The organism is Occallatibacter sp. (assembly GCF_035317045.1).
Classification (GTDB): Bacteria; Acidobacteriota; Terriglobia; order Terriglobales; family Acidobacteriaceae; genus Telmatobacter.
In genome coordinates this window covers 395,004-421,411 of the sequence record NZ_DATHHT010000011.1, presented here as the reverse complement: position 1 = coordinate 421,411, position 26,408 = coordinate 395,004, and the positions used below count along the sequence as shown (strand labels likewise).

19 protein-coding genes are annotated in these 26,408 nt (G+C 55.7%); 11 read left to right on the top strand and 8 right to left on the bottom strand.

Annotated elements, in window-relative coordinates:
* Positions 1–229 precede the first annotated feature (229 nt).
* The 3 genes from VK574_RS04935 to VK574_RS04925 all read right to left on the bottom strand — a co-directional run bounded on the left by VK574_RS04935 (position 230) and on the right by VK574_RS04925 (position 3,727).
* Positions 230–940: an energy transducer TonB gene (locus VK574_RS04935; RefSeq protein ID WP_472798695.1), complete on the bottom strand. Its 711-nt coding sequence runs from the start codon at positions 938–940 to the stop codon at positions 230–232.
* 457 nt (positions 941–1,397) lie between these two features.
* Positions 1,398–2,513 carry a hypothetical protein gene (locus tag VK574_RS04930; RefSeq protein ID WP_472798694.1) on the bottom strand — a complete coding sequence of 372 codons (1,116 nt, stop codon included), beginning with the start codon at positions 2,511–2,513 and terminating at the stop codon, positions 1,398–1,400.
* Positions 2,514–2,527: 14 nt separating this feature from the next.
* Entirely contained in the window at positions 2,528–3,727 is a 1,200-nt protein-coding gene (locus VK574_RS04925) for a tetratricopeptide repeat protein (protein WP_472798693.1), read from the bottom strand.
* A 199-nt stretch (positions 3,728–3,926) separates the two neighbouring features.
* Between VK574_RS04925 and VK574_RS04920 the strand changes: the two genes are divergently transcribed.
* A complete protein-coding gene (locus VK574_RS04920; protein ID WP_472798692.1) occupies positions 3,927–4,799 on the top strand; it encodes a hypothetical protein in 873 nt (290 codons plus the stop codon).
* 32 nt (positions 4,800–4,831) lie between these two features.
* On the opposite strand, the gene VK574_RS04915 is transcribed toward VK574_RS04920, so the two are convergent.
* The 3 genes from VK574_RS04915 to VK574_RS04905 form a co-directional block, all read right to left on the bottom strand.
* On the bottom strand, positions 4,832–6,958 hold the full coding sequence (locus VK574_RS04915) for an alkaline phosphatase family protein (protein ID WP_472798691.1): 2,127 nt from the start codon (positions 6,956–6,958) through the stop codon (positions 4,832–4,834).
* Between the two features lie 369 nt (positions 6,959–7,327).
* The gene (locus VK574_RS04910) at positions 7,328–8,758 is read right to left on the bottom strand and encodes a glycosyltransferase (protein WP_472798690.1); all 1,431 of its coding nucleotides are present in this window, start codon (positions 8,756–8,758) and stop codon (positions 7,328–7,330) included.
* A 12-nt stretch (positions 8,759–8,770) separates the two neighbouring features.
* Entirely contained in the window at positions 8,771–12,967 is a 4,197-nt protein-coding gene (locus VK574_RS04905; protein ID WP_472798689.1) for a tetratricopeptide repeat protein, read from the bottom strand.
* Between the two features lie 390 nt (positions 12,968–13,357).
* Between VK574_RS04905 and VK574_RS04900 the strand changes: the two genes are divergently transcribed.
* The 5 genes from VK574_RS04900 to VK574_RS04880 all read left to right on the top strand — a co-directional run bounded on the left by VK574_RS04900 (position 13,358) and on the right by VK574_RS04880 (position 18,680).
* On the top strand, positions 13,358–15,037 hold the full coding sequence (locus tag VK574_RS04900; RefSeq protein ID WP_472798688.1) for a hypothetical protein: 1,680 nt from the start codon (positions 13,358–13,360) through the stop codon (positions 15,035–15,037).
* On the top strand, positions 15,034–16,161 hold the full coding sequence (locus VK574_RS04895) for a hypothetical protein (protein ID WP_472798687.1): 1,128 nt from the start codon (positions 15,034–15,036) through the stop codon (positions 16,159–16,161). The genes VK574_RS04900 and VK574_RS04895 overlap by 4 nt, the downstream gene beginning before the upstream one ends.
* Positions 16,158–17,024: a hypothetical protein gene (locus VK574_RS04890; protein ID WP_472798686.1), complete on the top strand. Its 867-nt coding sequence runs from the start codon at positions 16,158–16,160 to the stop codon at positions 17,022–17,024. The genes VK574_RS04895 and VK574_RS04890 overlap by 4 nt, the downstream gene beginning before the upstream one ends.
* Positions 17,021–17,524: a hypothetical protein gene (locus tag VK574_RS04885; RefSeq protein ID WP_472798685.1), complete on the top strand. Its 504-nt coding sequence runs from the start codon at positions 17,021–17,023 to the stop codon at positions 17,522–17,524. The genes VK574_RS04890 and VK574_RS04885 overlap by 4 nt, the downstream gene beginning before the upstream one ends.
* A gap of 130 nt (positions 17,525–17,654) precedes the next feature.
* On the top strand, positions 17,655–18,680 hold the full coding sequence (locus VK574_RS04880; RefSeq protein ID WP_472798684.1) for a glycosyltransferase family 2 protein: 1,026 nt from the start codon (positions 17,655–17,657) through the stop codon (positions 18,678–18,680).
* Between the two features lie 101 nt (positions 18,681–18,781).
* Here the strand turns inward: VK574_RS04880 and VK574_RS04875 are convergent, their stop codons facing one another.
* Positions 18,782–19,879 carry a glycoside hydrolase family 71/99 protein gene (locus VK574_RS04875; protein ID WP_472798683.1) on the bottom strand — a complete coding sequence of 366 codons (1,098 nt, stop codon included), beginning with the start codon at positions 19,877–19,879 and terminating at the stop codon, positions 18,782–18,784.
* A 130-nt stretch (positions 19,880–20,009) separates the two neighbouring features.
* On the opposite strand from VK574_RS04875, the gene VK574_RS04870 reads away from it, so the two are divergent.
* The 4 genes from VK574_RS04870 (at position 20,010) to VK574_RS04855 (ending at position 23,705) form a co-directional block, all read left to right on the top strand.
* Positions 20,010–21,935, top strand: a complete 1,926-nt coding sequence (locus tag VK574_RS04870; protein WP_472798682.1) for a lipopolysaccharide biosynthesis protein — start codon at positions 20,010–20,012, stop codon at positions 21,933–21,935.
* A gap of 47 nt (positions 21,936–21,982) precedes the next feature.
* Positions 21,983–22,435: an STAS domain-containing protein gene (locus VK574_RS04865; RefSeq protein WP_472798681.1), complete on the top strand. Its 453-nt coding sequence runs from the start codon at positions 21,983–21,985 to the stop codon at positions 22,433–22,435.
* A 17-nt stretch (positions 22,436–22,452) separates the two neighbouring features.
* On the top strand, positions 22,453–22,959 hold the full coding sequence (locus VK574_RS04860; RefSeq protein ID WP_472798680.1) for a hypothetical protein: 507 nt from the start codon (positions 22,453–22,455) through the stop codon (positions 22,957–22,959).
* 68 nt (positions 22,960–23,027) lie between these two features.
* A complete protein-coding gene (locus tag VK574_RS04855) occupies positions 23,028–23,705 on the top strand; it encodes a dTMP kinase (RefSeq protein WP_472798679.1) in 678 nt (225 codons plus the stop codon).
* Between the two features lie 36 nt (positions 23,706–23,741).
* Here VK574_RS04855 and VK574_RS04850 read toward each other — a convergent pair whose 3' ends face one another.
* Positions 23,742–24,755, bottom strand: a complete 1,014-nt coding sequence (locus VK574_RS04850) for a hypothetical protein (RefSeq protein WP_472798678.1) — start codon at positions 24,753–24,755, stop codon at positions 23,742–23,744.
* Between the two features lie 593 nt (positions 24,756–25,348).
* Here VK574_RS04850 and VK574_RS04845 point away from each other — a divergent pair.
* Positions 25,349–26,404, top strand: a complete 1,056-nt coding sequence (locus VK574_RS04845) for a hypothetical protein (protein ID WP_472798677.1) — start codon at positions 25,349–25,351, stop codon at positions 26,402–26,404.
* Positions 26,405–26,408 lie beyond the last annotated feature (4 nt).

Below are 26,408 nucleotides of genomic sequence, written 5' to 3'. Positions count from 1 at the left end.
TCTATTGCAGAATGGTCCTCGGTTATTCCAGTTTCTACTCCCCAGAACGCTCACATTGGATTTGAATCGCATGAGTGTAACGACGATGGGCATGTCGAATAGGTGGCCGATTGGAGAGGGCAACCGTTGGAAGGCAACAACTGCTCAAAGGGCACGGCGTGTGCCGTGCCCAATCAGTTCATGAGACGCGCGAATTTTTGCGACGGACGACTTCCGGTTTTAACTCTCTCTAGTGGAGATGAAAATCGATGTCCACCACGATCTGAACAGCGACCGGGCGCCCCTGATACATGGCCGGCCTGAATTTGTATTGCCGCACTGCCTCCATCGCTTTTTCATCCAGGCCCATTCCAAGATGGCGGGTAACACGGATGTTTTGGGGATTCCCTTCAGCATCGACAATAAGTTGAAGAGCAACAGTGCCCTGGAGACTTGCCGACCGCGCCTGTTCTGAGAATTCGGGCTCGACCGAATGAATCACAGCCGGTGCGCTCACCCCACCGCCTACGTTCATCAAGCCGCCACCGTATCCGCCGCCGCTTCCTGGCCCGGCGCCGATTCCGTGTCCCGAGCCGAGACCACCGCCCAACCCGCTTCCAAATCCTGAGCCGCTGCCGTTGCCCTGCGAGGCGAGTGCGATCTGCGGTGAATTGCTGATGCCTATATTCAGCATCTTGGGATTGTCGGGAATTTTTACCTGCTCCGTCGGTTCAACCGCAAGCTTCGGCCGTTCGAGCCGAACCAGTTGTGGCGCATTCATCTGAACCTTGGCAACCTCAGGCGCTTTGCCTCTCGTCGGCGGAATCGGCTGATGGTCACCGCCGCCTCCACCACCGCCTGCTTTCGCCGCCACGGGCAAAATCTTCGGTGGAGGCGGGGGCGCAAAAAGCTTGAAGTCCACATGCGTCATCGTGGCCTCATGCACGATGACTGGATGCACCCTCGTTCCGAGCCAAAGCACAAGGCCGATCGCTACAGTATGAAAAATTGCCGACGCGATCCGCGACCTCGGACTGCGCTCTTGAAGCGCGGTGTCGAGGTTGCCGAATGTCGGTACTGCGACCGGAACAGCTAGCCTCGGCACCGGACGCGCATGCACAAGGTAAAGAGGATGTATTTCTTCAGCGTCGTGGTCCAGCAGGTCAACAGCCAGCGACGATGAGTTGTATAAATCTGCTTGCCGTGTCGCGCTGCCTAGACTGCTTGAGAACGGCTTGAGTCTTGAGCCCGATTTTCGTGTTCTTGGTTCAAAGTCACCCATAATCTATGCCGGTGTAATGAGGCCTCCGGCCCCCCTCTCTCTGATTGGTCGAACCAAAGAATCGCTTTCACCTTCAAAACGGCCTCACAACTCCGGCGCTTCTCTCACTTAGCCCGAGGTGAAGACATATCACCAATCACCAAATACCTTTATCGCTTCCCGTGATCTTCTGTCCTACAAGAGCCGCGGTTGCGAGCCACGGCAAGAGACTCAAACGAGCTCCGCTTTCGAATTGTCGACGCCGAATTACCCTCGCCAATTGCGAACCGTAAAGCTTGGCAGACTGCGGCAGGATCGGTACCCGCAGGAAGTCTTTGGCAAAGTAGACTTCGGTCCCGCGGAAACGGGCTCCTGCGATCACCCAGTTGGGAATGTCGAGTGGAGCGCCACGATAACGGTGTACGTAGTCCGAAACAATTGCGAGATAGGTCGTAACACCTTCCCAGATTCCGGCGGTGGTGGCGGCCACGCAAAGATCGTCGTAGTCGATACTGCCCGTCTCGACCAACGACGCGCTGTCGACAATGTCGCAGAGACGAAAATAGAAATGGCGATACATGCGCTGCAGCGTCGAAACCATCAGCCGATCGGAGATTGACGGCACGCGAAATAGCAACTCTCCGATGGAGATGCAACGCGTCCGGTCCAGCAATGAATCGGCGATGGCGAACTGCTCGCCCGTCTGTCCAAGCCGGCCAATGTGGATTTCAACAAGTTCCGGCAACCTTGGAACAATGAAATTCCATTTGCAGGCCAGCCGGTCGCCCCAGCTTCGCGATGCAGGGCTCGCCCCGAATTCCTTTTCCATAAGCCGGATGACTTCTTCCGGCTTCGCATTGGTGTAAAGATCAAGGTCGCTGCCGAGGTCAGGCAAGTGATCCAGGGACTTGATCACCGCGATGCGGAGTTGATTGCGCGTAAATGCATCGCAAATCTGCGAAAGATAGGAAAGCGCCAGGTTGATGCGTGCCCGCTCCGCAGAAAGGCAAACATCGGCCCATGAAGTCCGAATCGCATCTCCCGCTTGAAGAGTGATCTCTCTGAAGGCACCGAGCCCGCGCACGAGAACATGATTGGTTTCAGCCAACGCCACCAGGCAGTCGAATTCAGGTCGTGAAAGCCCAACAACCTCGTTCTTCAACTCCGCTGAGAAGGGGTTGTCGGCGACGTCTGACTGCTTCGCTGATAGCAGAAGGCGAGAGAGAAGTTTCAGCGACTTATCGGCAAGAGATTGCGTGCAATTCTTTGTCATTGGCGAAGGCTCGTTTAATGTGGTTGAGGTGCTTGTTGCCGCGGCTGCTGCGGCGCCGCTGAAGGCGATGAGGAGGGCGCGGCTTTCGGCGTCTCCGTAGGCTGGTTGGGAATCGCACCGGAGTCACCGCGCGGAGTCAGCTCGACCGGGCCGGTTTGCCGCCGTCTCTGCTGGCTGTAGATCTCAAGGGCACCATCGACCTTGTCATTGCTGTCGGTTGCAACTGCGTTGAGGCTTCTGCCCTCTGCCGAGAGCTGACTCGCAAAGCCAACGCGTGATCCCGCATTGTCGGCGCGTTGGGCTTTTTCGTAATAAAACTGCGCCGATTCCAGGTCGCCGTCCTTTTCCGAAACGTACCCGAGATTGTTCAGCGTGAAGGCGCTGGTGGGGTCGAGCGAGTAGGCGCGAAGAAAATCCTTGCGTGCCGAGGCCCAGTCGTTCTGGTTCAGCTCGAAAACTCCATGGATGGTATACATCTCCGCTTGCGCCTGGACCGGGCCGCCGTTGCGAATGCGCCTTTCAAGACGCCTCGCGCTCGCGGCTGCCATTTCGCTCACGGACTTGTCGCGCCACGACTGGTCGAGAGTTACCGTGGCAGGTTCGGTAGAGTTCAATGCAGCTGCCGCACGATAGTAGCGAAGTGCGCCGTCCAGGTCGCCAGTCGCTTCGCTGGCTACGCCGAGGTTATTGAGCGTGAACGCGTTTCGCGGATCAATAGGCAGAATCTGTTTGAGCACGGCAATGGCGTCAAAACCCCGATTCTGCGCGAGCATTCGCATCGCCTGAATGTTGGTGCGATTCACGCGGATCTGCGCATCCTGCAGGTTGATCAAGGCATCGCGCATCGGCTTGCCCTCAAGGTGCTTTGCACTGCTCAAATCGATGCTCGCGTTTGACCCTTGCTCCGATGCCAGTTGATAGAACTGGCTGGCGCGATCAAGGTCGCCTTCCAATTCAGACACATAGCCAAGATTGTTCAGTGTGAACGGGTCGGCTGGATCGTACAGGTACGCTTTGTAAAAAAGCGCTTCAGCATTCTTATAGTCATGCTTCTCGATTGCCTTGACGCCGTCGCGATTCAGACGCTGTACCGGCGTCAACTCGCTGCGCATCGGAATCTTGATTACTTTGCCCTCGCCCGCCCACAACAGAGAGAACCCCGGCGCGGCGGCAAGAGCAATACAGGCAAATATCTTGGAATATGAATATTGCAACGAACTCTCCTGCGGGGCTTTAGACGTCAATCCGGATCGGGTCGGAATGCACCTGCACATTTGGTTAGATGCCCAATCGTCGTCCGTGTTGCTCTGCCGTGCCGAGGGATTTTGGGGTCGAGACCACGAATCAGGCCAAAGTCTCATCCAATCAACTGACTGGTAAATCTGGAAACCTAAACCCAATAGGTGTTCGACAATGAAGAGAGTTTGTGAATTCGCTCTTGCGAGTCTGTTTGCCCTTGCGTCCGCGGGCAAAATCTATCCTCAAGCGGCCGGCGCCATCGCCGTAGAGTCGGACCTGAACGCGGCCAATGCACACGACGATGTGTCGGCAATGCCACCTCTGCCCAGCGGGAAAAGCACGATTCTGGGCGGAGCTATCCACGATGTCGACCCTGTGCTTGATCGCTTTACGCTGCGCATCGTTGGGGAAAAGCCGATCAGGATCCTGTTTGACGAGAGAACGCAGATCTTTCTCGATGGCAAGAAGATCCCTTTGCGCGATCTGCGCCCCAGCAGCCATGCGTCAGTGCAGACCATCCTGGACGGCACCGCGGTATTCGCCCTGAGTGTGCACATCCTCTCCCAGCTGCAGCCGGGTGCCTATCGCGGCGAAGTCGCGAGCTATAACCCCTCAACGGGAGACCTCGAACTTGTTAGCGGCCAGGGTGGACAACCAATCCGTCTCAGAGTTTCCAATGATGCGTCATTTGCTCGCAAAGGGCAGGAAAACTTTGTCGCATCGCAGTCGGGTCCTTCTGACCTGCAAAAGGGAACCATGGTGTCTGTCGACTTCGAGCCCGACGGCAAGGGCCGCGGCACCATCACGAAGGTCACGGTTCTGGCGATCCCGGGCTCGCAATTCGTCTTCAGCGGAAATCTGATTGCTCTGGATATGCATACCGGCACCATGGTCGTGCTTGATCCAACAAACAATCAGAGCTATCAGATCAACTTCAATTCCAGCAGCATCGCCTCCATGCCGGATGTTCGCCCCGGCCAGCACGTACGCGTGGCGGCGGAATACGATGGAACGCGCTATCTCGCGCACAATGTAACCCCGTACTAAGTAGCTATGGAGCGGTTCTGAATCGTTCCATATCATTGCTGGGCGTTACCGCCCTTGTCAGCTGAAGAGGCTGGCGGCGCGAAACTAGTCGGCGTGCAAGGATCGCTCGCGAAGGAACCCGACGAAACCGGAGCGGGTGGTGTGGGCGGTGTCTGCCACGGAACCTTGTTGAAGTCGAAAAACTCCAATAGATTTGGCTGCGCGGCATCTCGCGCGGTCAGGTGTGCAGAACTGTCGATGAATCGGTTCTCGACGAATTTGATGATCGCCGTGTGATCCATGGGTGTGTGGGACACGTAATGCCGCCGCGTGAATGGCGAGATGATGAAGTTGGGTAGCCGAAATCCCAGTTGCGCAGCAAAACCCTGGGATGCTGCGGCATCTGCGGGGTTCGCGCCGGGGTCCGTAGCGGAAAGGTCGCAATGGGTTGTCGGCGTGCCTCCGCCCGGCACGCACGGATTGTACTGATCAGGATTGACGGAAATTTGCGATATATCGGCAATCGATCCAAGCGTCGTATCAGTGAAATCGTTCGAGTGGCCGGGCACGGGCGGCACGTGATCGTAGGGTCCGCCGCCCTCGTCGTAACTGAAGAAGAAAACGGAATCGGTCCAGGACGAACTGGCCATGAATGAGTTAATGATGTTCGCCACCTCGGCTTGCCCCGTCAGGATCGATTGCCCGGAACCGGGATGTTCGTCGTTGTTGCCGTAGCCCGCCTCAATAAAGGCAAAACTCGGAAGCGTGCCGTTCGTGAGATCTGTGAAATACGTCGAGACTGGAGCGATGTGATTTGTGTCGATGCAAAAGGAATTCGTCGTGTCGCCAACCACGCTCGAAGCCTGCAGTGGCGGAGTGCAGGCAGCCCCTGTCGGATTCTCGTATACGAATTGGGTCGAATAGCTCAAAGTCGTGAAATCGGTTGCAGGGAAATTGGCGTTTGCAGATCCGACGCAGTCATCACCATCCAGGCAAAGACCCTGGGTGACCGTGTAATAGATCTTCCACGAGACATTCGCCTGCTGAAGCTCCTGAAAGATTGTGGCAATGTCCAGCTGCGGCAGGTGATCGTTGCCTCCGGGATCCTTGACCAGGCCCTGCGTCGTGCCGCCCGTGAACGTGGCGATGCGGTTGCCAATGCTTTTAGTCGCTACCGGTGAGAACCACCGATCCGATACTGCGAATTGGGAGGCGATGTAGTAGTAGTAGTTCAGAAAAGTCTGGTCGTAGTAACCCATGGTGCGCTGACCGGTGAGATCGGTGAAGGTCCCTGAACAAGTCGCGCCTAACACCGAACAACTCTTCGCATACCCTTCGCCATTGTGCACGAACCCGTCCATCAGGATCGGGCGCGTCGTAGTGAAATTGAATCGATTGACGTCGCCAAAACTTGAAAGCCAATCTGAGCTTTCATCGTCGACGCAGGTGCTCGTAAATTTGAAGATTGGGAATACGTCGCCTTCGTCATCTGTGTTGCTGATGGAGCCCAGCTTGTCGTCGATGCCATCCACTTCGTAGTCGACACCGTCATCGCCGAGATTCCATCCGTTGGCTTTCCGGTAAGGATTCAGCATGCCGAAGTAATTGTCGAAGGAGTGATTTTCCTGGAGCATGAAAATCACGTGCTTGATGGACTGAAGCGTAGCGGCGGGCTCAACCGTGACGGTGACTGTCGCGGTGACGGTGCCGCCGCCGCCTGTGGCTGTGGCTGTATAGGTGACGGTCGCCGTCGGACTTACCGACTGCGTTCCGCCGGTCGGCTGCAATGTATAGGAACTGCCATCCGTTCCGGTTACCGTCAATTGCGTCGCATTCGTTGCGGTGACGGTCAGAGTCGAAGAAGCGCCGTCGGTGATCGTCAGTGGGGTTGCGGTGATGTTTACTGTTGGCTCGGTCTGAGAGACGGTAACCGTCGCTGTCGCTGAAGCACTGCCCTTGCTGTTTGTGACAACCGCGGTGTACGTCGTGGTTGCTAAGGGCTTGACCGACTGGATTCCACCGCTCCTTCCAAGGTTGAACGACGAGCCGTCGCTTCCCGTGACGGTTAGCTGGGTAGCGTCGGTCGCGATAACGGTAAGTATCGCGGTCTGTCCAACGGCGACTGACGTGGGGTTCGCTGAAATTGTGATCGTTGGTACTTTCAGAATATTGCTTCCCACGAAAAGAGCGCATCCCGGGCAAAGAGCGCAAAAGACGGCGAGGATTGAGACAAGGCCAAGAGTGGAAAGTTGCCTGGTCGTGTGCTCAGTATGCAAGGTGCTCTCCATTTTTTTTCCGATGGCCTACATCAAGACCCAAGTACATCCCAGTTGCCGGGGTAGAAGACTCTCCGCGTCGGGATTCTCTCGTTCATGATTCATGCCGGGTTCTACGGTCGATACATATGCCGCAATATGTAGTCAATGGCTACAACTTAACGTGAAATTAGATGACCGTTTATCGACGTCAAGATGCCCGATCGACCAGAATATAAATGAGAAAAAAGGTCACGTCGTGACTCAGGGATCCATCAGACTGGCTGGTCCACCTTACAAATCGATCCCGTGCGAACCACTCCCGTCGATGCCAAATGAGGTCTCAGTCTCGTCGTCCATCAGGAATTCGTCCGTCTCTTGAGACACGAGATGAGGAACTGCGCCGTCTTCGTGCTGAAAAAACGGCCCAGGTCCGAGATTCCATCGAGGCGATCGCCCTCTGCCGAGATCTCCGTTCCTCCATGGAGTGCGCGTCCCGCTGGACGCGCGTTCTCCTGATATTGCTTTTTTCGCCTGATGGAGACGAAACCAGCGGAGATAGCTTCGAATCACATTGGTCATCGTCATTTGAACGCCCGCCGTGAAGTTCTGTCCCGCCATCCTGTGTTCCAACTCCGGCGAACGTAAGATGCGGGTGATTTGATCCGCGAGATCGCGGGCATTGCCGATCTTGTAAAAGCGCACCGCCATGCCCTCATCCGTGACCATTCCGCGAAAGTCCGCAATATCCGCACAGACGATGGGGACGCCGTACTCGCAGGCCTGATGTGCAGGACCGCTCGATCCCGTCGCCGAATCGTAAGGCAGCACAAGAACTGACGCCGACTGAAATAGTTCGGGAATGTCGTCTTCCGCGACGTAGCCGCGAAACTCGATCGGAAGATCCTTCGGTTGCAAATCACGAATAGACTCCCAGTAGCCGGCTCGAGTGTGGTGATTTGCGCCGGCCACGACGAGCTTTGCGTTCGGAGCTTTCTCAAGGATCATGGGGAACGCGTCCATCAGCGTCTCGAGCCGTTTGTACGTACCCCAATGTCCTATGGCCAGGATGCGTTGAGCGGGATTGCCCCGTTTGCTGAAATCTGGCGGAGTCGGGGCGGAGGCAAATGTGCCATGCGTGCCAAGCAGGACATTGTGCGCAGAATATTTCTTGACCAGAGTCTTGCGGTAGCCCGGTAGCAACACGGAAACGGAATTTGCGCGCAAGAGCGCACGTGTCGCGAAATCGGTACCTATGCGGTAAAGACGTTCGCGCCGCACCCCGGCTGCGGCAAAATCCACGTGCTCGATGATGTGGTGCAAAGTAATGTGCGTGTAAAAACCGGCGGCGCGGACCAGTGCCGGAGCACTGAGTCCAGCGAACGCAGCGAACGGCCTTTCCGGAGTAGCAAAGCTCGAGAAAACCAGGTTGAACCAAACGACATCCGGCTTCAGTCTGCGAATCGTGCTAAGAAGGCGCCAGGGCGTCGAAAGCGCGCCAAATTTCCAGCAGCGAATGACGTTAAAGCCAGGCAACTCGGCATGCGGATCGATCTTCAACGACTCGCCATTCTCGTCTGTGGCAAAGTCATAGGTTGTCAACTCGTCGGCCAGGATGGTCAGTTCGACATCCGCATGATTGTTGAGTTCCTTCGCGATGTGGAAGGCGTATTCATTCAACTGCCTGCCACTCGGTGGGAAGGTTGCAACGAGACAGATTCTCATCAATACCTGGCCTTAGAAAATGCTGATTTGTACAAACGGTCTAAACTGCTGATTCTGGCCGCCGCTAAAGTTGAAGAATGTTTCTTCCTGGAATCCCGCGGCAAATCGGATCGGATACTGCAGCACTACCGATCCGGAATCGTCGTGAAATTTGCGACGGAACGGACGTGCGTAAGAGATCGAAAAGCCGTTTTGAGTCGCATCGTAAACGTGATAGCTGCGCGTGCTTGAAAAAGCAGTCGACGCCTGGAAGTCCCAGTTTCGTCTCGGATTGAAATCAACAGAAAAAGCCGGGCGTACGTTCTGCGCAATGGCAGATGCGCCACCAACCACGCGCCACGCGCGAAGGTCTTCAATCATGCCTCTCAGCAGTAGACGCTCTGAGAAGCGATGCTCCAAACCGATGTACGACGAGGTGAGGAAGTCCTCATACTCTACGGGCGTGAATAGTTGGTCGTTGGCACCCCAACCGGTAATGAGAGCCGTCTTTCCCCAGGGAGCGCCTACTCTGAAGTCGATGGCCCCGGTAAGCCCGCGAGAATGTTCGTTCGTCTCGGTAAACGGGCCGCTCTCACGAATGAGATAACCGCTGGCAGAGATGGCGTTGAAGAACGAGCTCGTGTTCATGTAAATGAACGTGCGAAAAAGATTCTGATTCAGCTGGACCGGCGCCACGGAATCGCGGCGGATCGTTGTTTGAATGCCGCCACTGAACGTGATGACATTGGCTCCGAGATTCACTGTTGGGTTCAAGCCAAAGTTAAACGTGTAATCGGTCGTATCCCTGTTCACAATGGAGTTCGTGGCGGGCACTGAGATCTGACCGCGCATGTTTCGCACCTGGAAGAAGCCGCCGGGAGTCGGCAGGTTTCCCACATGGAGATGGAAAGCATTCGTCGATTCAGTCTGCAATGAAGAGCGCGGGGGCGGAAGGAGCGAAACATCCGAACTCGGAACGGAAAACGGCGCATCCAGCTTCGAATCGAGCACGTACACGGTCGTGTCCTCGAAAATGGGCTGAATTGAGAAATCGGACAGCACGCTCACCACGGGAGTGACTCGAAGCCCCTCGTTCGCACCCGCTTCAAGCAGACTGGCTGTGGCTGTTTGATCTTCGCCTTCGGCGTTGGAGGCCAAGGCAAACGAAGTGAGTGCCTGCGCATTGTGATGTTCCTGGCGATAGAGGTTTGCCTGGGCAAGCAGATACTGATAATCGGGAGCGCTGTCTGCCTCCACTTTGATGGCCGCAAGTTCGGCATTGGCCTTGGTCGTTTCTCCAAGCGCAAGGTAATTGTTCGCCAGTCCAATCCGCACTTGTGTATCGGGCGCGCCCGCCGTTTTCGCGTGCTGGATGTAGGTCTGTGACAGGCGATAGTCGTGGATTGAGCGGAAGATATCAGCGGCCTCGATGTATTGGCCGCCACTGGGTGGCAGCGCGTCGCCCGCAGTGGCCTCCATCAATGCGAGGGCAATCTCTCTTTGAGCATCGTCGTCATGCCCTTGCTGGGCCATCGCCTGCGCAATCGCGAGCCGCACGTCCACACGATTGCCTTGCGGCATTTGAAGCGCTTTGCGAAAACGCTCCATAGCAGATTTCTGATCGCCCATGGCGCTCAGAGCTTCACCGGTCGAGACCAGCGTAGAACTCTCAACCGATTCACCGAACGGACCCCGCGCCGGTGGTGCTGCCGCGGCTTGCTGTTCCGCGAGTTGCACGTAGTGATAAGTCTGGTCGCGATCGTCCAGGTTTGCATAGGAGCGTGCCAGCAACGCGGAGATGCTCGGATCTGACGGCGAGAACCGCTGAGCATTCTGCAGTTCATCGATGGCTTCGTGGTAGTGTCGTGCGGAAAAGAGTGTATTGGCGAGACCGAAATGAAGGGTAGGATCGTCCGGCGCAAACGCCAGTGCGGCCTTGTATTCCTGCGCTGCCTTCGCCAGCATGTCCTGGCGTCCGTAGGCCGTTGCGCAGATGACGTGAACATCCTTTGAGTCGCCCATCAACTGCTTTGCCGTGTCTGCGTGGCGAATGGCCGTCGCCGGCCTATGGAGGTCGAGATCGGAGTAGGCGAGTCCTAGATGAGCTTCGCCGTCTTTTGGGTCCCGCTTGAGCGCTGCTTCAAAGTCAGTTGCGGCCGCATCTGGTCGGTGCAGGTCGTTAAGCATGTAGCCGCGGTTTACGTACGCCGTCTCCACGTTGGGATCCCGCTTGAGCGCCTCAGTGAAATCCTCTTCAGCTTTCTGGGATTCGCCCTGGTGCTTGTGAACGTACCCCATCAAAAGCGGAATGTCCGGTTCTTGCGCCAATACGCTTTGGTATTGATTGGTCAATGCCAGCAGTTCGTCCCATTTTTGAAGGTGGAGCAGATCGTATCCGAGGTAGACAACCACATCGCGATCGCGAGGCAGCGCCTTCATCGCCTCCTGGCCGAGTTGTTCCGATTGCCGGTAATCGCCTTTGAATGAGAAGTAGCGCTCCTCTTCGCGAAGCAGCGTTGGCTCGTGCGCCATATCCGGAGTGGATCGACCCAGCCATTTCCCGGCTGTCTGCAGATCATGTGCCTCAATTGCCGCGTTCATGCCTCCGGCGACAACAAGCGCGTTCTTCGGATCCAACTCAAACGCCTTCTCATAGGCTGCCTGTGCGGGTTTGAAATGCCTTCGCGCCGTGTACAGGTCTCCGAGTGCCAGGTGAGGTACGTACAGGTTGGGGTCCACCTGGGCGAGGCGCTGAAAATACTTTTCCGCATCCGCGTCTCTTCCCGCCGCGCGCGATGCATACCCCAGGGAGGCAAGTGCAAACCGATTCTTCGAATCGATCTCCAGAATCTTCTTGTAGGTTGCGATGGCCTCTTCCGTGTGTCCGAGTTTCATCAGCACGTCACCGTTCAGTTGCAGGCCGTTCGGATTGTTCGCATCAATTCCAACTGCATCTTTCACGTCTGCAAGTGCGCCGTTGAAATCGCCCGATGCCAACTTGATCTGCGCACGGAGACGGAGAAATGGCGCCCGGCCGGGGCCCGAATCGTTGATTTTACCGATCTGTTCCTGCGCTATCTCGACCTCGTGCCGTGCCGCATCTCCATCACGCTGCGAGTGATAAAGCTCGGAAAGATCCATGTGAAGCTGAATCCCGTAAAGTGAGCCTTCCGCGGGTTCGGCCGGCAAATTGGCAATTGCCGCTTTGTATTCACTGACGGCGTCACTTGTCTTGTCTTGTATCCGTGCTATCTCGCCGCGAATTGCGTGCATCCGATACGAGTTGCCGTCAATCTCCTCCGCGCGTTTCAAATAAGATTGGGCTCGGTCGAGCGACCCCGCCCCTACCTGTGCCTGCGCAGCCGATAGCTGCAATCCCAGGTCTTTGGGCAGCTTGTCGGCTGCTTGTGCATATAAATCTGCAGATTCGCTGAGCTTGCCGTCGAGCTGGTAGGTGTACGCAAGCTCTGCGGTGATGTCAGGCTTTGGATTGCGAATCGACTTCAGAGCCGCAATGGCCTCTGGATATTTGCCGACCTGGCGAAAATATCCAGCCATGGACCGCTGTACTTCAGGATTGTCAGGAGCATGCTTTTTGGCGGCTTCAAGATATCGATTGGCCAGGTCCAGCTTTTTCTGGTGCTCGTAGCACATGGCCATCAGCAATTCTGAACGCGCGTCTGGATGAGCGCGCTCTGCACGGCCCAGCGCATCGAGGGCGGCGTCGTAATTTCCTGAACGCATGTAAAGATCGCCCAGCACAAGCGCATCGTTGGCACGCCGAGGATCGGCGGCAAGAACCTGCTTCAGCAACCGCTCCGCGTCGTCGTTTTTCCCAATCGCGGAATAAGTCTGCGCGAGACCTGAAAGACCTTCGAGAGAGGAGGGGCTCAGCTTCAAACCGTGCGAATACGCTTCGACAGACTGTGGGTACCGGGCATTTAGCCGTGCCGCATAACCGAGCAGAAACCACAACTGCGGATCGTTGGGTGCTGCCTGCGCGGCGCGCTGAGCGTATGCCAGAGCCTGAACTCGATCGCCGCGTTGGAGCGCTTGTTGCGCGGCGCGCGCAAGACGTGCATTCTCAATGCTCGATCCCCATCCTAATTCAGGTTGTGCATTGCTCTGTTGATGCGGTGAAGGTTTCGAAGTATCTGGACCAATGTCATACGTCTGCGCGTGCACCGCGCAACCCCCCGCAATGTATGCCGCGAGGCAAACAAATCTCAAACACTTATCGATATCTTTCAAGAGTTCACCCAGTCCGCTCTTTACTGCAGGAGTTCACACAGCCGCGAACTCACGGTGTTTCTTTTGATTCCGGAAAAGGCCGGAATGTTGGCTGGTTGTTGATTCTGAGGGTCTAGCCTGCCGAAAAAGCCCTGTCTCACATGCCAATATGCGGAGTGGAATGCAACCAGCGCTTGCAGTTTGTGAATCAAAGCCCCTGAACGGTTGCATATTCCGATGCTCGCGACCCCCGTTTGCATTTGCATGGGGACCACGCCAGTCAATATTTCCGAATCAACTCAATGCGGAGAGGAACCTGTGGAGACGTCCGAGTCGATTTCACAATCCAGACGGCCAATTCCATTAACGTTGGTTTTGCTGGCGGTGTTGATGGTTCATCTTCCGCTTCTGTTAATGAAGCTGCCACTTAAGTCCTTTGACACAAATCAACATATATTCTTTGCGTCGCACTATGTTCATCACTGGTTCGATCCGTGGAACCCAAAGTGGTACGCAGGCTTTTCGCAGGCGACCTATCCTCCGTTGCCTCAGCAATGGGTGGCGCTAGTCTCGCCCGTGTTCGGGCTTGACTTTGCCTACATGGCAATTCAGTTGCTTGCGGTCCTGCTCCTCGCTGTCGGGGTGTATCGCTTCTCACTGTTATGGGTCTCGCCGCGCGCCGCGTCCTTTGCGGCTCTCGCCAGTGTTTTTCTTGGGTCCGAAAGCTTTCTTGTGTATTCGGCAGGCCAATTGGGCACGACTGCGGCTGCCCCAATCTATTTGAATGCTCTTCCATTTCTGTATGAATGGATTCGCATGGGAAAATGGCGTGCCTTCATCAAGGCCAGCGCACTGTTCGCCGCTGCCGCAGCCGCACACCATGCAACGTTGCTGTTCGGATCTTTCTTCTTCGCTTTGCCCGTTGTGGCTCTTGCGGTAATGGATAGGCACGAAGGCGAGGAGTCGTCGACAGCCGCCGTGGTTGCCCGCACTATCGGCATCGTGGCCTTGGTGGCGGCTCTGATTGGCGTTGTGTTGTTGCCTTTCTGGATTGCACTCATTCACTATCCCGTGACACAGGCGCCGATCCCGCACGCGAGCCGCGCGAATTTCATCCTGAGTCCTCAGTTTGGGGTCAACTACTTCATCGTTCCTTATGGTGCGTTGGTTCTCGCTCTTCCGTTCATATTCTGGCGTGGAGCGGCTGTGACCAGGCTGCGACCGCTTCTGTTCGGATTCTGGATCGCATTCCTTGTGGGGCTCGGTGGAACAACACCGGTGGGGCACATTCTGCTGGGTCGCGCATATGAAGTGCTGACGATGGAGCGCTTCACTTACTGGGCTACGCTTCTTGCCCTGCCGTTCATCGGACTTCTCGCAGCGGAACTTGTTGAAAGGTTCAGGACTCCGGCCATTGTTGGCTTGACGGTACTGGCCGCATCGACATGCGCGCTTGCCGTGGGCTGGTCAACGTTTCACCCTGCGGATGCTGAGGACTTCAAAGTTGATTCAGCGGCGGCCTGGCTCAACCGTGACGGACATGATCAGTATCGATACATCACGCTCGGATTTGGAAACAAGATCGCTCGCCTTGCCATGTTGACCGATGCAGGCAGCGTGGATGGGGAATGGAACTCGGGGCGTATGCTTCCTGAACTGACGGCAAATGGAGCGGGTGCTCTCACGAGTTCGAAATACTTCGGCAAGAATGGCATTGATGCGCTGCGCGCGATCCTGGAACATGCGGATCACTACGGGTTGAAATGGGTTTTGGTTCGCGATCACTACTACGATCCGCTGTTGTCATTTGCAGGATGGCGTCCCGTAGACAATATTGAAGACAAGACGATCATCATCTGGAGCAAGGATGGAATTCCTCCGGCAACCCCGTTGAATGTCCCGCAAATCCCGCCCCATTGGCAGGGATTGATGTGGGGCATTCTCCCCTTTGGCAGCAGCATTCTTGCCCTGCTGGTTCTCCTCATTCCGGAAAAAAAACCACTGGAGAGCCGGATCTACGCTTACCCGGCAGAGGAAGATCTCGTGTCGGGGAGGAGGTTGGCTTCGTGAGCAAAGGACCCCTTCTTGCGGCTTCACTGGCAGGTGCCACGATCGCTCTCATTGCGATCGGCACCATCTGGCCCTCGGCTTCCGCCGCCGCGTATTCCAGCGGAGAGCACTTCACAGGATCGACATCGACGCCTGAAGCTGCGGTGCAGGGCCTTGGCGAAGAGATTCGGTCTCAGGCATGGGATCGGGCATACTCTGGACTTGCGAATAAGGCTGAGTTTTCTGAAGGTCAGTTTCGCCGCGACCTCACGAGCGCATATCCCGATCTTCTGACCTATGCGACCCTAAGCAGCTTTGAGGTGCAGCCGGAGCACGCAACTGCGACTGAAGCAAATGTCCAACTCAAGATGCAGTGGTCCACAGTCGTTGGGCCTTCGGTAACTACACGCGATCTTCATGTCGTAAAAAATGGCAACGATTGGCAAGTGGAATGGCCCATCCAGAAGACACCGGTTGTTCCTCCCCAGGTGGTGCCCGTGAACTATCTGCGCTGGGATGTTATTTACCGCACGGCAGGCGACGATTGGGGCGCGCAGGACGTTGAAGCTCCTCATGTCCGCATCGTCAATATGCATCCGGTTCAGAGAGCGGAAGGTCTTGTCCTCTTGGGCGAACTGCTCAATGAAGACGTTGTGCCAGCATATGTGTCGGTCTCGGCCACGCTGCTCTCAAAAGATCAGAAACCAATTGCTACCGAGGCCAGCTTCGACAAGATTTCGCACCAGCTCTTGCCAAAGCAGGTCACGCCCTTCCTCATTCGCTTTCCGAATGTGCCGCTCTCCGATGTCGGTAGCGTGCGGATGACACCTTTCTCAACGCTCATTTCCGCGTCCGCGGATCCTGTGATTGAGATCGAAAATGAAAAGCTGAATCCTGCGCCGGATGCGTCTCTTACTGGCCAACTCACCAACCAGAGCGGTCAGATCGCCAACGTGGCGCATGTTCTGGGAACGTTTTACGACAAATCAGGCCAGGTGATTTGGGTCGGAGATCAATACGTCGATCACGCGCTTCTGCCCCAGACGCCCGTTGCCTTCAACATCCACATCCCGGAAGACCTGGCTCGCAAAGTGAGCAGTGAACGAACGGTGGTCTCTACCTTCAGCTTCGGAGGTTCCGAGTGAAGCGGGGATTGCCAATTGTGCTCGCCAGCCTCTCGCTGGGAATTTCTGCTGTCTCGGCGCAAAGCGGCAGCCTGAGTGTCCCCGCGAGTATCGAAGCAGGCGCCGCATTTTCCATTCAATGCGCCGGCTCGGGAAAAGCCACACTCTATATCGTCGGTCCAGCGCAACTGATCAAGCGCGATGTGCAATTGGGTGAGGCTGCTTCGTTCCCCGCGGGATCGCTTGGGAACGCGGGCCACTACGTTGTGTTTCTTTCTGCGCCATCGGTGAACGAAACAGGCTCGCTTGAGGTTTTGCCTGCGGAGAAACCGGCAGACCTGACCTTCATTGCAAAGCCTTCACGGCTCCCGGTGGCGCTGCAGGGGGGGATTACCGGCGCGGCTTATGTATTTGACAGCTACGGCAATCTGATCACGAAGCCGCAATCGTTGTCATTCGAACTTTCCAATCCCTCTTCTCCCACGCAAACGCATGTCGTGCAGACACGTAATGGCGCCGCCTGGACCCAGATGGACTCATCGCCGCATGAGGGCAAGGACCAGTTTGTCGCCCGCGTTGGCGATGTCTCGAGCACCCGCATCGTCAACCAGGTGCCGGGCGATCCCTGCAGTTTGAAAATGAACGCAAAATCCGCGGGCGGCAAGGTTCAACTCCAGACTGATCCGGTGCGCGATTGCAGCGGAAACGCAGTTCCAGACGGCACGATCGTGACATTTACGGAGTCGTACAACGATACGAGATCGACTGTGGATGTGCCGTTGAAGCGAGGCGTGGCCAGCATCGAGATGCCCGCGCATCGCGGTGCAACCATCTCGGTCGCTAGTGGCGTGGTGTTAGGCAACCAGGTTCGGTGGGAACAATGAACTTGCTGAAGTCGATTACCCTGGCTTCCGCCCTGGGCGGCGCTGTTGCGGCATTCGCCGCAGACCAGCCGACCGTGCGCATCGAAGCTCCCAATCTTCAGGGGCCGCGTCAACTTCAGCAGCAGACGGCGAAGGCAGTAATTCAGGACTACCTCGATTCATGGGCGGTATTAGGCAAGGCCTTCTCTCAGAACCGGCCTGGGCTGCTCGATCAGGGCTTCATCGGTGACGCCCAAGACAAACTGGCCGGCACCATCAAACAGCAGCAATCGGCCGGCGTCCATACTATCTATCGCGATAAATCTCACGATGTGAAAATACTTTTCTACTCTCCAGACGGCTTGTCGATCGAATTGAGCGATGCGGTTCAATATGATGTGCAGCTCTACGATCACGACAAAGCAACCGGGACCGAACAGGTTCGCGCCCGATACATTGTCGTTCTTACCCCTACAGAAGTCCGTTGGCGAGTAAGAATTTTCCAGGCGCAACCTGAGTAATTGCCAGTTCCAGGCATCTAACTAATTTTGGAAGCCTGATGCTCCGGTACAGCTCAACTCAGGCAAGGGCCTAGAAAGTGAAAGTGAAAGGAGAACCACAAATCAAATGCGAATCTCCAGGAGCTGAACAATGGTCTCAATAGTCATCCCGATCTACAACGAACAGGAGTTGATTGAGCGGCTGAACGATGCTGTCGCTGCCGCCTTAAAAGAAGTTGTGGATGATTGGGAGGTCGTCTATATCAACGATGGTTCCACCGATTCCTCTCTCGAACTTTTGAAGAGATTGCAAGCCGTGGATTCGCATGTGGTCGTCGTCGACTTATCGCGCAACTGGGGTCACATGGGGGCAATTTCCGCCGGCCTCCAGACAGCGCGCGGTCAAGCCGTCATCCTGATGGATGGCGATTTCCAGGATCCGCCGCAGGTTCTTCCACGCTTGATCGAAGCCTGGCGTGACGGCGCTGAAGTCGTTGTGGGAGTGCGTCGCAGCCGGCAGGAGAGCCGCAAAATCCTCGCCGCGCTCTTCCCGTTGTTCTATCGCGTTCTTGGAACCCTCTCCGATTATCCAATTCCCCTGAATGCCGGAATATTCAGTCTCATGGACCGCAAGGCTGTCGATGCAATCGTGGCCTTACGGGAAAAGAACCGTTACCTTCCTGGGCTGCGCGCCTGGGTTGGCTACAAGAACTCAATTGTCTATTACGACCGGCACGATCGTGCCGCTGGCGATGGGAAGCTCTCGTTCATCAGCCGAATCAAGTATGCCATGGACGCAATCACGAGCTTCAGCTACAAGCCTCTTCGGCTTAGCTTTGGCCTCTTTGGGTTCTCCACGCTGATGGCTGCGTTTCTGGCGCTCTGCATGGTTATTGCATCCTCTGCCGTGTCGGCCGTGGGGTTCGGCATCGCCAGCGCGGTGTTCTTTGTCGGCGGACTCCTGCTTCTATCCGTGGGAATTCTCGGCGAGTATATTGGTCGCGTCTACGACGAAGTGCGCAACCGGCCAGTCTCGCTGATTAGTGAGGTCCATCGGCCTCAACTCACCATCGAAACCGAAGCGGGATCGATCGAGGTTCCCGTCGGCAGTTATGGCGTTCCCAGTGGAAGCCTCGCCATGCAGGCCGTGAGGTATTCAGAACAAGACGCAGCCTGAACATCACAGGATGTACTGAACCCCGCTGCCATTTGGCGAGCGGGGTTTTACTTGTTGCGAAAAGCTGCAGGTTGCGTTGGTCTCTAGATGAATATGCCAGTTTAATGAGCGGGAGTGGGATTGCTGATCGGGGTCTCGTTGGAGGTTGACACCAAGCCATCGTTCCCCTTGCCGCAGGCCGGGATCCCGCGCTCGATCGCTGTCCCCTCTTCATAATCGTTCCACGTCTCCAGCATGATGAAGGGCGGAGGCTGGTTCCCAGGAAACTCCTTGCGCCAAAAGCCAAAGGTATCGGCAAAAGTCTGGCCGCAGCGTGCAGAGATATGGCGATTCAATCCCCATGATGCCTTGCTGTCGTCGAATGTAGACCACGCGCCGCCAACGATGATCTTGTCAGCATATTTGGTCTTCATTGTCTCGTAGAATTCAGTCAGATATTGTTCTCCCCAGTCGCTGCCATCGGGCTTCCAGCCCTGGGTCCCCGTATTGATCCATGCATAGAAGCCGTCAAAATCCTTCGAGTACGCTCCAGGAAGATTTTCCTGGATCAGAAGCGGTGCCGGATTCCATGTGTTGACCATCGCACGCACCTTGTCCCAGTCGGTATGGCCGCCTTTCGGGAAGATGAAGATCACTGGACGTCCTTCGTACGTCAGATAGGCCTTGTTCCCCTCCGCTTTCGACGTGAGATAGGTATCGTGAAACACTGTGAAGTCCGCAATGGCTTCGTCCGTTGAGTCGTCTTCATGGTTCGTCTCGTCGTACATCATGGCTACCTGGAAGCCGTTCTTTCCGGCCTGCTTCTGCATCTCCGCGTAGCTCTGATCGATAAACGGTTCCCGGTCACCATACCAATCGACGACGAAAGCGGTGATTCCCATTTTCCTGGCGGATTTGATCTGGCGTTGAATTTCGTCGGGATCCTGGGAAGAATAGCCAACCGAAATATGTCTCGGGTGTCCAAACCACGCCTCATAGAGGGCGATCACCTGCGGCGAACTCCCCGTCGCTCTGTACTTTAGCTGTACGGGCGCATTTGAAGCCGGAGCGAAGCATCCGTGTGCCACAAAAAGAAAGAAAAAGAGCGTAAGACTCAAACGATTCAGCATCAATAGTGGTTTAGAAGCTATCAAGGCGACTTCGGTTGCAGGCTTCACCCGCAACAGCAGTTGCCCGGTCGTGAGCAGCCATAGAGCCATTTAACGCATCGGATGAATAGAGGCTGTCCCCGGAACATATTGAGAAAGCCTGCGATACTCGCAGTTCCTTCAAGAAGCGCATGGAGACCCATTCACTGTGGTAAGTTCTGTTGTCCAAACCAGGAAGTCATTGCAGGCACGCATAGTTTCCGGCAGCATTGTCCTGCTTTCCGGTTCCGGGCTCAACACCGGGATCAATCTCGCATACAACATTGCGGTTGCGCGATACCTTGGACCGAAGGGTTTCGGTCACGCCACCGTCATTTACACCATCCTCGTCCTGCTGTCGGCCGTGACCTTGTCGTTTCAGATCATTGCCACAAAAATGATCGCCCAGCAGGAATCCTCCGCAAACAAAGCCGCCATCTATCGTTTTTTTCATCGCGCCTCATGGGCGGGCAGCATTGCAGTTGCCTTGCTGCTGGTTGCTTTTCAAGGTCCTATTTCAAGCTACTTGAATCTGCCCGATGCTAATCTCATCACCCTGATCGCGGTCGGCGCAGCGTTCTATGTTCCGCTTGGAGCGCGGCGCGGTTACATCCAGGGAACATACGGCTTCCGCAGCCTCGCTCTTAATCTCGTCATTGAACAGGCGATCCGGCTGGGTGGGTCGCTTGCATTGATCGGTCTCGGCTATGGGCTCTACGGTGTTATTGCCGCAAATTCTGCGGCGATTGCGATTGCCTACTATTGCGCCAGGGTCAAGCTCATTGGTCACGCCCCTAATCCGATTCGTCTATCCCATGCGGCTCATGAGACCTTTCAGGCAATCATCTTCTTTGCCGGGCAGATGATCATCAATAACTCCGGCATCGTTCTGGTCAACCACTTCTTCCTGGCTCGCGAGGCAGGGTTCTATGCCGCTACCGCCATGGTCGGTCGCGTTATCTTCTCCTTCTCCCAGGCTGTCGTGAATTCCACTTTTCCCCTCGTAGCCGGAACGAGCAATGAAGAGAGAAGAGATTTCCGCGTGATTGCGACCTCTCTTGCCCTGGTGCTCGGTGTAGGCCTCACCATCACCGTCGGGCTTTGCTTCGCTCCGGCCGAGCTGTGGTCACGTCTCTTTGGAAACGACTTTGCCATAGCGGGAAAATACAACCTCCCCTATCTGCTCGCCCTCTACGCTCTTGCCACCGTGGTCTACTCGCTCGCCGGGGTCATCATTACCTTTGAAATGTCCTACAAGATTGCAAACACCAGCTGGATGCAATTGATGTTCAGCGGCATTCTCATTGTGGCGATCTGTCAATATCACTCCTCCTTGAGAGAGGTCGTGTTGGTTCAACTTGGCCTCATGTGCCTGATGCTTGTCTTCGTGGCAATTCCTTTTCTTATCAATTCGCTCACAGATCCCAAGGACGTGCTGCAACCGGGCAGCTCTCGTCCTCTCCGCTTGATCTGCAGAGTGTCTGAGGATGTCGCGATCGCGGAGTTCTTGAAGAGCGACTTCAACGGCCCAGCCTTCCGCAACTATCAAAACACCCTTGGCAATATCGTCAAATCTCCGAATCTTGAAGATCCCCAGGAAAACGCAAAGCGTCGGGCTCTTCTCTTCCTCCGACATCTCTACCTGTGGAGGGAGATTCCGGCTGACACCGAGTGGTACGAAGCCGAGATCACCACGGACGACCTTGCAAGCATTCGCATGTTCCCCAGGGCGCAATGGCGCAAGGTTGCGAATGGAAGATTTTCAACGCTCGCGATCGCGGAGGGAATTCAGAAGCGACAGGATCAGCTTGATGCGCAGTTCGTGTCGAAGCTCGATGCAATTTCCCGTCGCTTCGACGCTGAAGAATCCGAGCTCGGCGCCGTATTGATGATTGGTGTGAGCGAATCGGACCCAGTCACTGTTATTGATGGAAATCACAGGGTGATGGCGGCAATGCTACATTCGCCGCAGGCGTTAAGGAAGCTTCGATTTATCTGTGGGCTCTCTCCACGCATGACGGAATGCTGCTGGTACAGAACAAATCTGATGACTCTCTTTCGCTATGCAAAAAATGTTCTTACGCACTCCGCGCGGAATCCCGCTGCAGAACTGGCTCGCTTGTTATAGGACTTTCATGACGTTTTCCGGCAGTCTGGAATTGGAAAGTTTGGAAAATGCATCGATTATTCGAAATGAGAACAAACAGTTTCCGAAAGGAATTATTTACGATGAAATATCGAAGAAGATTAATTGAAGTTCGAACGCTTCCGGGGCACATCGATGGTCCGCAGCTGAGAACTCTCTACCGCGAGCTGGAGAGCTGCATCAATGTTGACGGACCCGCGGTGGTACTTGACTGTTCCATGCTCTGTCGGGTCGACAAACCCGCAATCCACTTCCTTCTCTGTTGTCTTGAAGAAGCCATGAAGCGGAACGGCGACATACGACTTGCAGGACTGCAACCCGCGCTGATGGCGGAAATTCGGTCAACTGGCCTCGATTCGCTCTTTCAGATTTTCGAGAGTATCGAAGATGCGCTTGAGAGCTTCCGGATGCCGCACGTGGGCTTCATCCTGCCCGAACAGCCCGCCGCAAACGACCGGCGCGCAAGTGAGAATGCAGCGTAGGCACTGTGGGAGCAAGTATGGCGATAACACGAAGCAGGCCCTTCCCTCGAAGGGAAAGACGGAATCTGTGGAGTCCCGGCATTCGACTCGTTGCGTTCAGTATCGCTGCGCTCCTGATGCTGGAAACCTCAATTGCAGCTGGCGCCCAGCAAAGTGCTCCGCCGATACCACCGCAGGCGCCTCAGTTGCAGAACGCGCGGCCGGCGACCACACCGGAGCCGACCGTCCAGGATGCGCGTAACGAAGCCCTCGACTCGTTGCCGTCGGCGCCAACTCCGCAGCCCGCGCAGCAGGCGCCAGCACAACAGCAGGCGCCTCCGCAACAACCGGTCGGTACGGCGGCAGCGCCATACGAAAAACCCACCGGTGTCCCGGGCTCCAGGCCAGCGGGAGCAGCGATTGCGCCTGCAAAGCAGCGGCGGGTGCGAGCCATTGCCATTCGAGTCGGAATCGTGCTGGCAGCAGGCGCAGCCGTAGGTGCGGTTGTGGGACTCTCCAAGGCGACTCACAGTACTCCTCAATAACTCGAAGTCGTGTTGTCAATCGGATGGTGTGGATGCGAAATAGACGCGATAGCGAGAGAGTCAGGTTCGTGAGCTTTTCAGGCGTTGACGGCGCCGGCAAGAGCACGCAGATCGCTCTTCTGTGCGCTCGTCTCGAAGAGCGGGGCCTGCGGATTCGCGTCGTACGTTTTTGGGATGACGTCGCAAGGCTCACAAAACTCCGCGAAGGCACCGGCCATCGAATCTTCAAGGGCGACAAAGGCATTGGCAGCCCCGAGACACCCATCAACCGTCGCGATAAGAACGTGGGCGGCTGGATGATGACCGGCCTTCGCTTCTTTCTCTACTTTGTTGATGCAATTTCGTTGCGATATGTAGTTGGAAAACAACTCCGCAGCAATTATGACTTCGTCATATTCGATCGCTATGCCTACGATGAGCTAGCCAATCTCGACTTGAATAGTGCCATCGCACGGACCTATGCTCGCATGATCCTGCGCATCACTCCTAAAGCGGACGTCTCCTTCTTGCTCGATGCCGACCCAGACGCTGCGTACGCCAGAAAACCGGAGTATCCGATTGAATTTGTTCGCGTCAACCGTCGTGCATACATGCAATTGAATGAACTGCTCGGAATCTTTACGATTGTTGCGCCGACTGAAATCGACACAGCGAGCCAAGAAGTGTTGAGCCAGGCGCTTCGTGTCCTCGCGCCCGAGGGCTCGCTGGAAAAGACTCTCCACGTCAGTCTCTCCAGCGAGACCTAAGCTTCAAAGCGCTTTAGCGATCTGAACCGGCAAGAACTACCACCTGTAAATGGTCAGGTCGTCCACAATTGCGGCTGCGGAACCGCTCCCACTGGTCGCTCCGTCAATTTGCACGTTGGCCAATAGCGTGGGCGCCCATCCGAGCATGTAGGCACCCAGAGCCGTGGTGTTAATGTTTTGCTGAGATCCATCAAGCGATACATATTTGTAGGAAATCCAGCCGGTATCGTTTCGCGAGTAACTCAGTTGCACGTGATGCCAGGTGTTGGTGGACCAGCTGCGAACATTGCATTTAGCGCCGGTATGAACCCACTGATCCAAGGGGTGTGTCGTGGTTCCCTTATTGACTGCGATGTCCCAGGTGTTGGACCATCCGTCGCACTGCATTCCATACAAAACGGTCTGGCCGCCGCTCAACACTTGATTGAGATCCAATTCCAGATTTACCAGGCCGCTATTCGGGCTGGGAATATAGACCCAGGTGTCGAAGAGGAAATTCGAAGCGGCTTCATCGTCTCCGAACGAAATACTGTAACGCTCCCCGCCGTAATTTGAATAGTTCATCGAAAACTTGCGGGCAGCTCCACTTCGGGATGGCGAACTGGTAGTGCCTGACCATCCGCTGGAACTTCCCGGCGTTCCGGTGTCGTGGATTGCCGTCCAGCCGCCAAAGGTCTGAAGGCTACTGACACTGCTCGCGGAAGACGGAATTCCTGAAGACGTTCCAACCGTAAACGCAATGTCCGTCACACACGAAGCGCCGGAAACTCCCCAGGCTTTTACGTGCAGGACGTGCCCGCCGGCAGCTGCTGAAACCGTCGTCGTGATTGCGGGAGCCTTGAAGATGGCGGTGTATGTACTGCTATCAAGTGAGTAGCCCGTTGCGCCTACCTGTTGACCCGAGCAAAGGGATGTAAAAGCCGAGAGGCTGAAGGGCGAACTAACTTGGCTATTGTTTGCAGGGGTATTGACAATGACGCTTGCAAAGGAGGGAATGATGGCGGAAACAAACAAAAACATTGCGATGGCGAGCTTCTTCGAAACCTTCATTAAGGATCCTTTTGGGGGAAAGATGGTTGATTACGACCGGCAGGAATTTGAAGCAGGCTGTCCCTTGCGCACAGCTCGATGCAGGAGTCGAGGTTGCCCCTCTATCCGGTTAACGCGGCTGCTTTCAGGCGTCCCCAGATCACATACGAATGAGCATGCTTGTCTGCTCGATGCCGGTAAGAGTCTTGGCGGCTAGCTTGGCCAACTCCCCAGGATTCTGGATTTCTGAATGCAATATTTCACTTTTGGACATTCACAGGCAACCCTTTTCGGGAGCAAAATACACGAAAATTACAACCATCGCATTTTCGTGAATTTCCTACGCGCTTTATGGAGCAAGCGGGTAATTATTACGCAGAATTCGCTTTGTTTTTCGCAAACACAGCTCTTTGAGGTCCATATGCTGGGACGCAAAAACGGCCTGGCACCGAACTTCGAAGGGAACCTCCATTTCACATCCTTGGCGCACTTGCAAGCGAACTGTAAACTCCACGTTTCGGTTGGACCGACTCGCGCATCTAAATCCTTGTAGCTGTATTTTCGAATTGCGCCGTCGACGCGGTCGACGCGGATGGGGAAGGGCAAGTTCACTCATGCCATCAAGATTTGAAGTGCTTCGGCGTACCCTTTTGCATGTGGCCATTTGTTGTATCGTCTGCGAGGTGCAACTGGCACATGCGGCTACCTGTTCAACCCAGTCCCAGATGCCGCCTCAGCAGCGCGACCTAATCGCGAACCAGGCGCGTGCCATGATTGCATTCGTGCAGCAGGGCAACATTGCGGGATTGCGCGGCCGAACACTTCCCGCAATCGCGGCAGATTTCGATGGCATCGCGGCATCGGTAACCAGTCTCAGTCCGCTTATGCAAAACTCGACGATTACCGTTGAAGAGCTGTATCTGCTCGATGCCTCCATGGCGCAGCCTGGCGCGGAGCGCACCCAATTCTTCTGTGGTACGCCCACCGTCGTGCTTACATTCAACGGGATACCCCCGGGCAATTACGCATTGGCCATCCTGCATGCCACAGGGGTACCGCACCCGCAACAGATATCAATCATTCTCGCGAGCACCCCGGGAAATCAATGGCAGCTTGCCGGTTTCTATGCCAAACCGATGCTTGTGGCCGACCATGATGGTATCTGGTACTGGGCTTCGGCACGCAAGTTTTCGCAGATGAAGTCGAATTGGCCGGCACTGCTCTATTTCCGCGTGGCGCAGAATCTGCTGAGTCCCGTAGATTTCCTGACCAGTCCGAATCTCGAAAAATTGCAACAAGAGACCGAACAGGCCCGTCCCGGTGATCTCCCCGGAAAATCACCAATGATGCTCAACGTACAGGGTTCGACCTTCGAAGTGACTGCAGTCGACACGACCACTCAATTCGGTCCACTGGACATGGACCTTCATTACGCACCCAATCCTGCGCAAGCGGCGCAACTGCGGGTTCCCGTTTCCGCCCGCAAGCAAGTCACCGATGTCATGTCCGCGTTGCTTCTCCAGCACCCTGAATTGAAGCAGGCATTTCATGGTATCTGGATCCATGCAGACCAGGGGAATGCAAGTCTCTTTGCGCTCGAATTGCCGATGGATCAGATTGCTTCAGGGCCTCAGCCGCAGGCAACAAACACAGCACCCGCCTTGCGTTGACAAT

Coding starts and splice junctions, on each gene's coding strand:
- VK574_RS04920 (WP_472798692.1), top strand. CDS start 3,927: ATGAAGAGAGTTTGTGAATTCGCTCTTGCGAGTCTGTTTGCCCTTGCG.
- VK574_RS04885 (WP_472798685.1), top strand. CDS start 17,021: ATGAACTTGCTGAAGTCGATTACCCTGGCTTCCGCCCTGGGCGGCGCT.
- VK574_RS04875 (WP_472798683.1), bottom strand. CDS start 19,879: ATGGCTCTATGGCTGCTCACGACCGGGCAACTGCTGTTGCGGGTGAAG.
- VK574_RS04930 (WP_472798694.1), bottom strand. CDS start 2,513: ATGACAAAGAATTGCACGCAATCTCTTGCCGATAAGTCGCTGAAACTT.
- VK574_RS04850 (WP_472798678.1), bottom strand. CDS start 24,755: ATGAAGGTTTCGAAGAAGCTCGCCATCGCAATGTTTTTGTTTGTTTCC.
- VK574_RS04865 (WP_472798681.1), top strand. CDS start 21,983: ATGCATCGATTATTCGAAATGAGAACAAACAGTTTCCGAAAGGAATTA.
- VK574_RS04900 (WP_472798688.1), top strand. CDS start 13,358: ATGGTTCATCTTCCGCTTCTGTTAATGAAGCTGCCACTTAAGTCCTTT.
- VK574_RS04860 (WP_472798680.1), top strand. CDS start 22,453: ATGGCGATAACACGAAGCAGGCCCTTCCCTCGAAGGGAAAGACGGAAT.
- VK574_RS04910 (WP_472798690.1), bottom strand. CDS start 8,758: ATGAGAATCTGTCTCGTTGCAACCTTCCCACCGAGTGGCAGGCAGTTG.
- VK574_RS04845 (WP_472798677.1), top strand. CDS start 25,349: ATGCCATCAAGATTTGAAGTGCTTCGGCGTACCCTTTTGCATGTGGCC.
- VK574_RS04880 (WP_472798684.1), top strand. CDS start 17,655: ATGGTCTCAATAGTCATCCCGATCTACAACGAACAGGAGTTGATTGAG.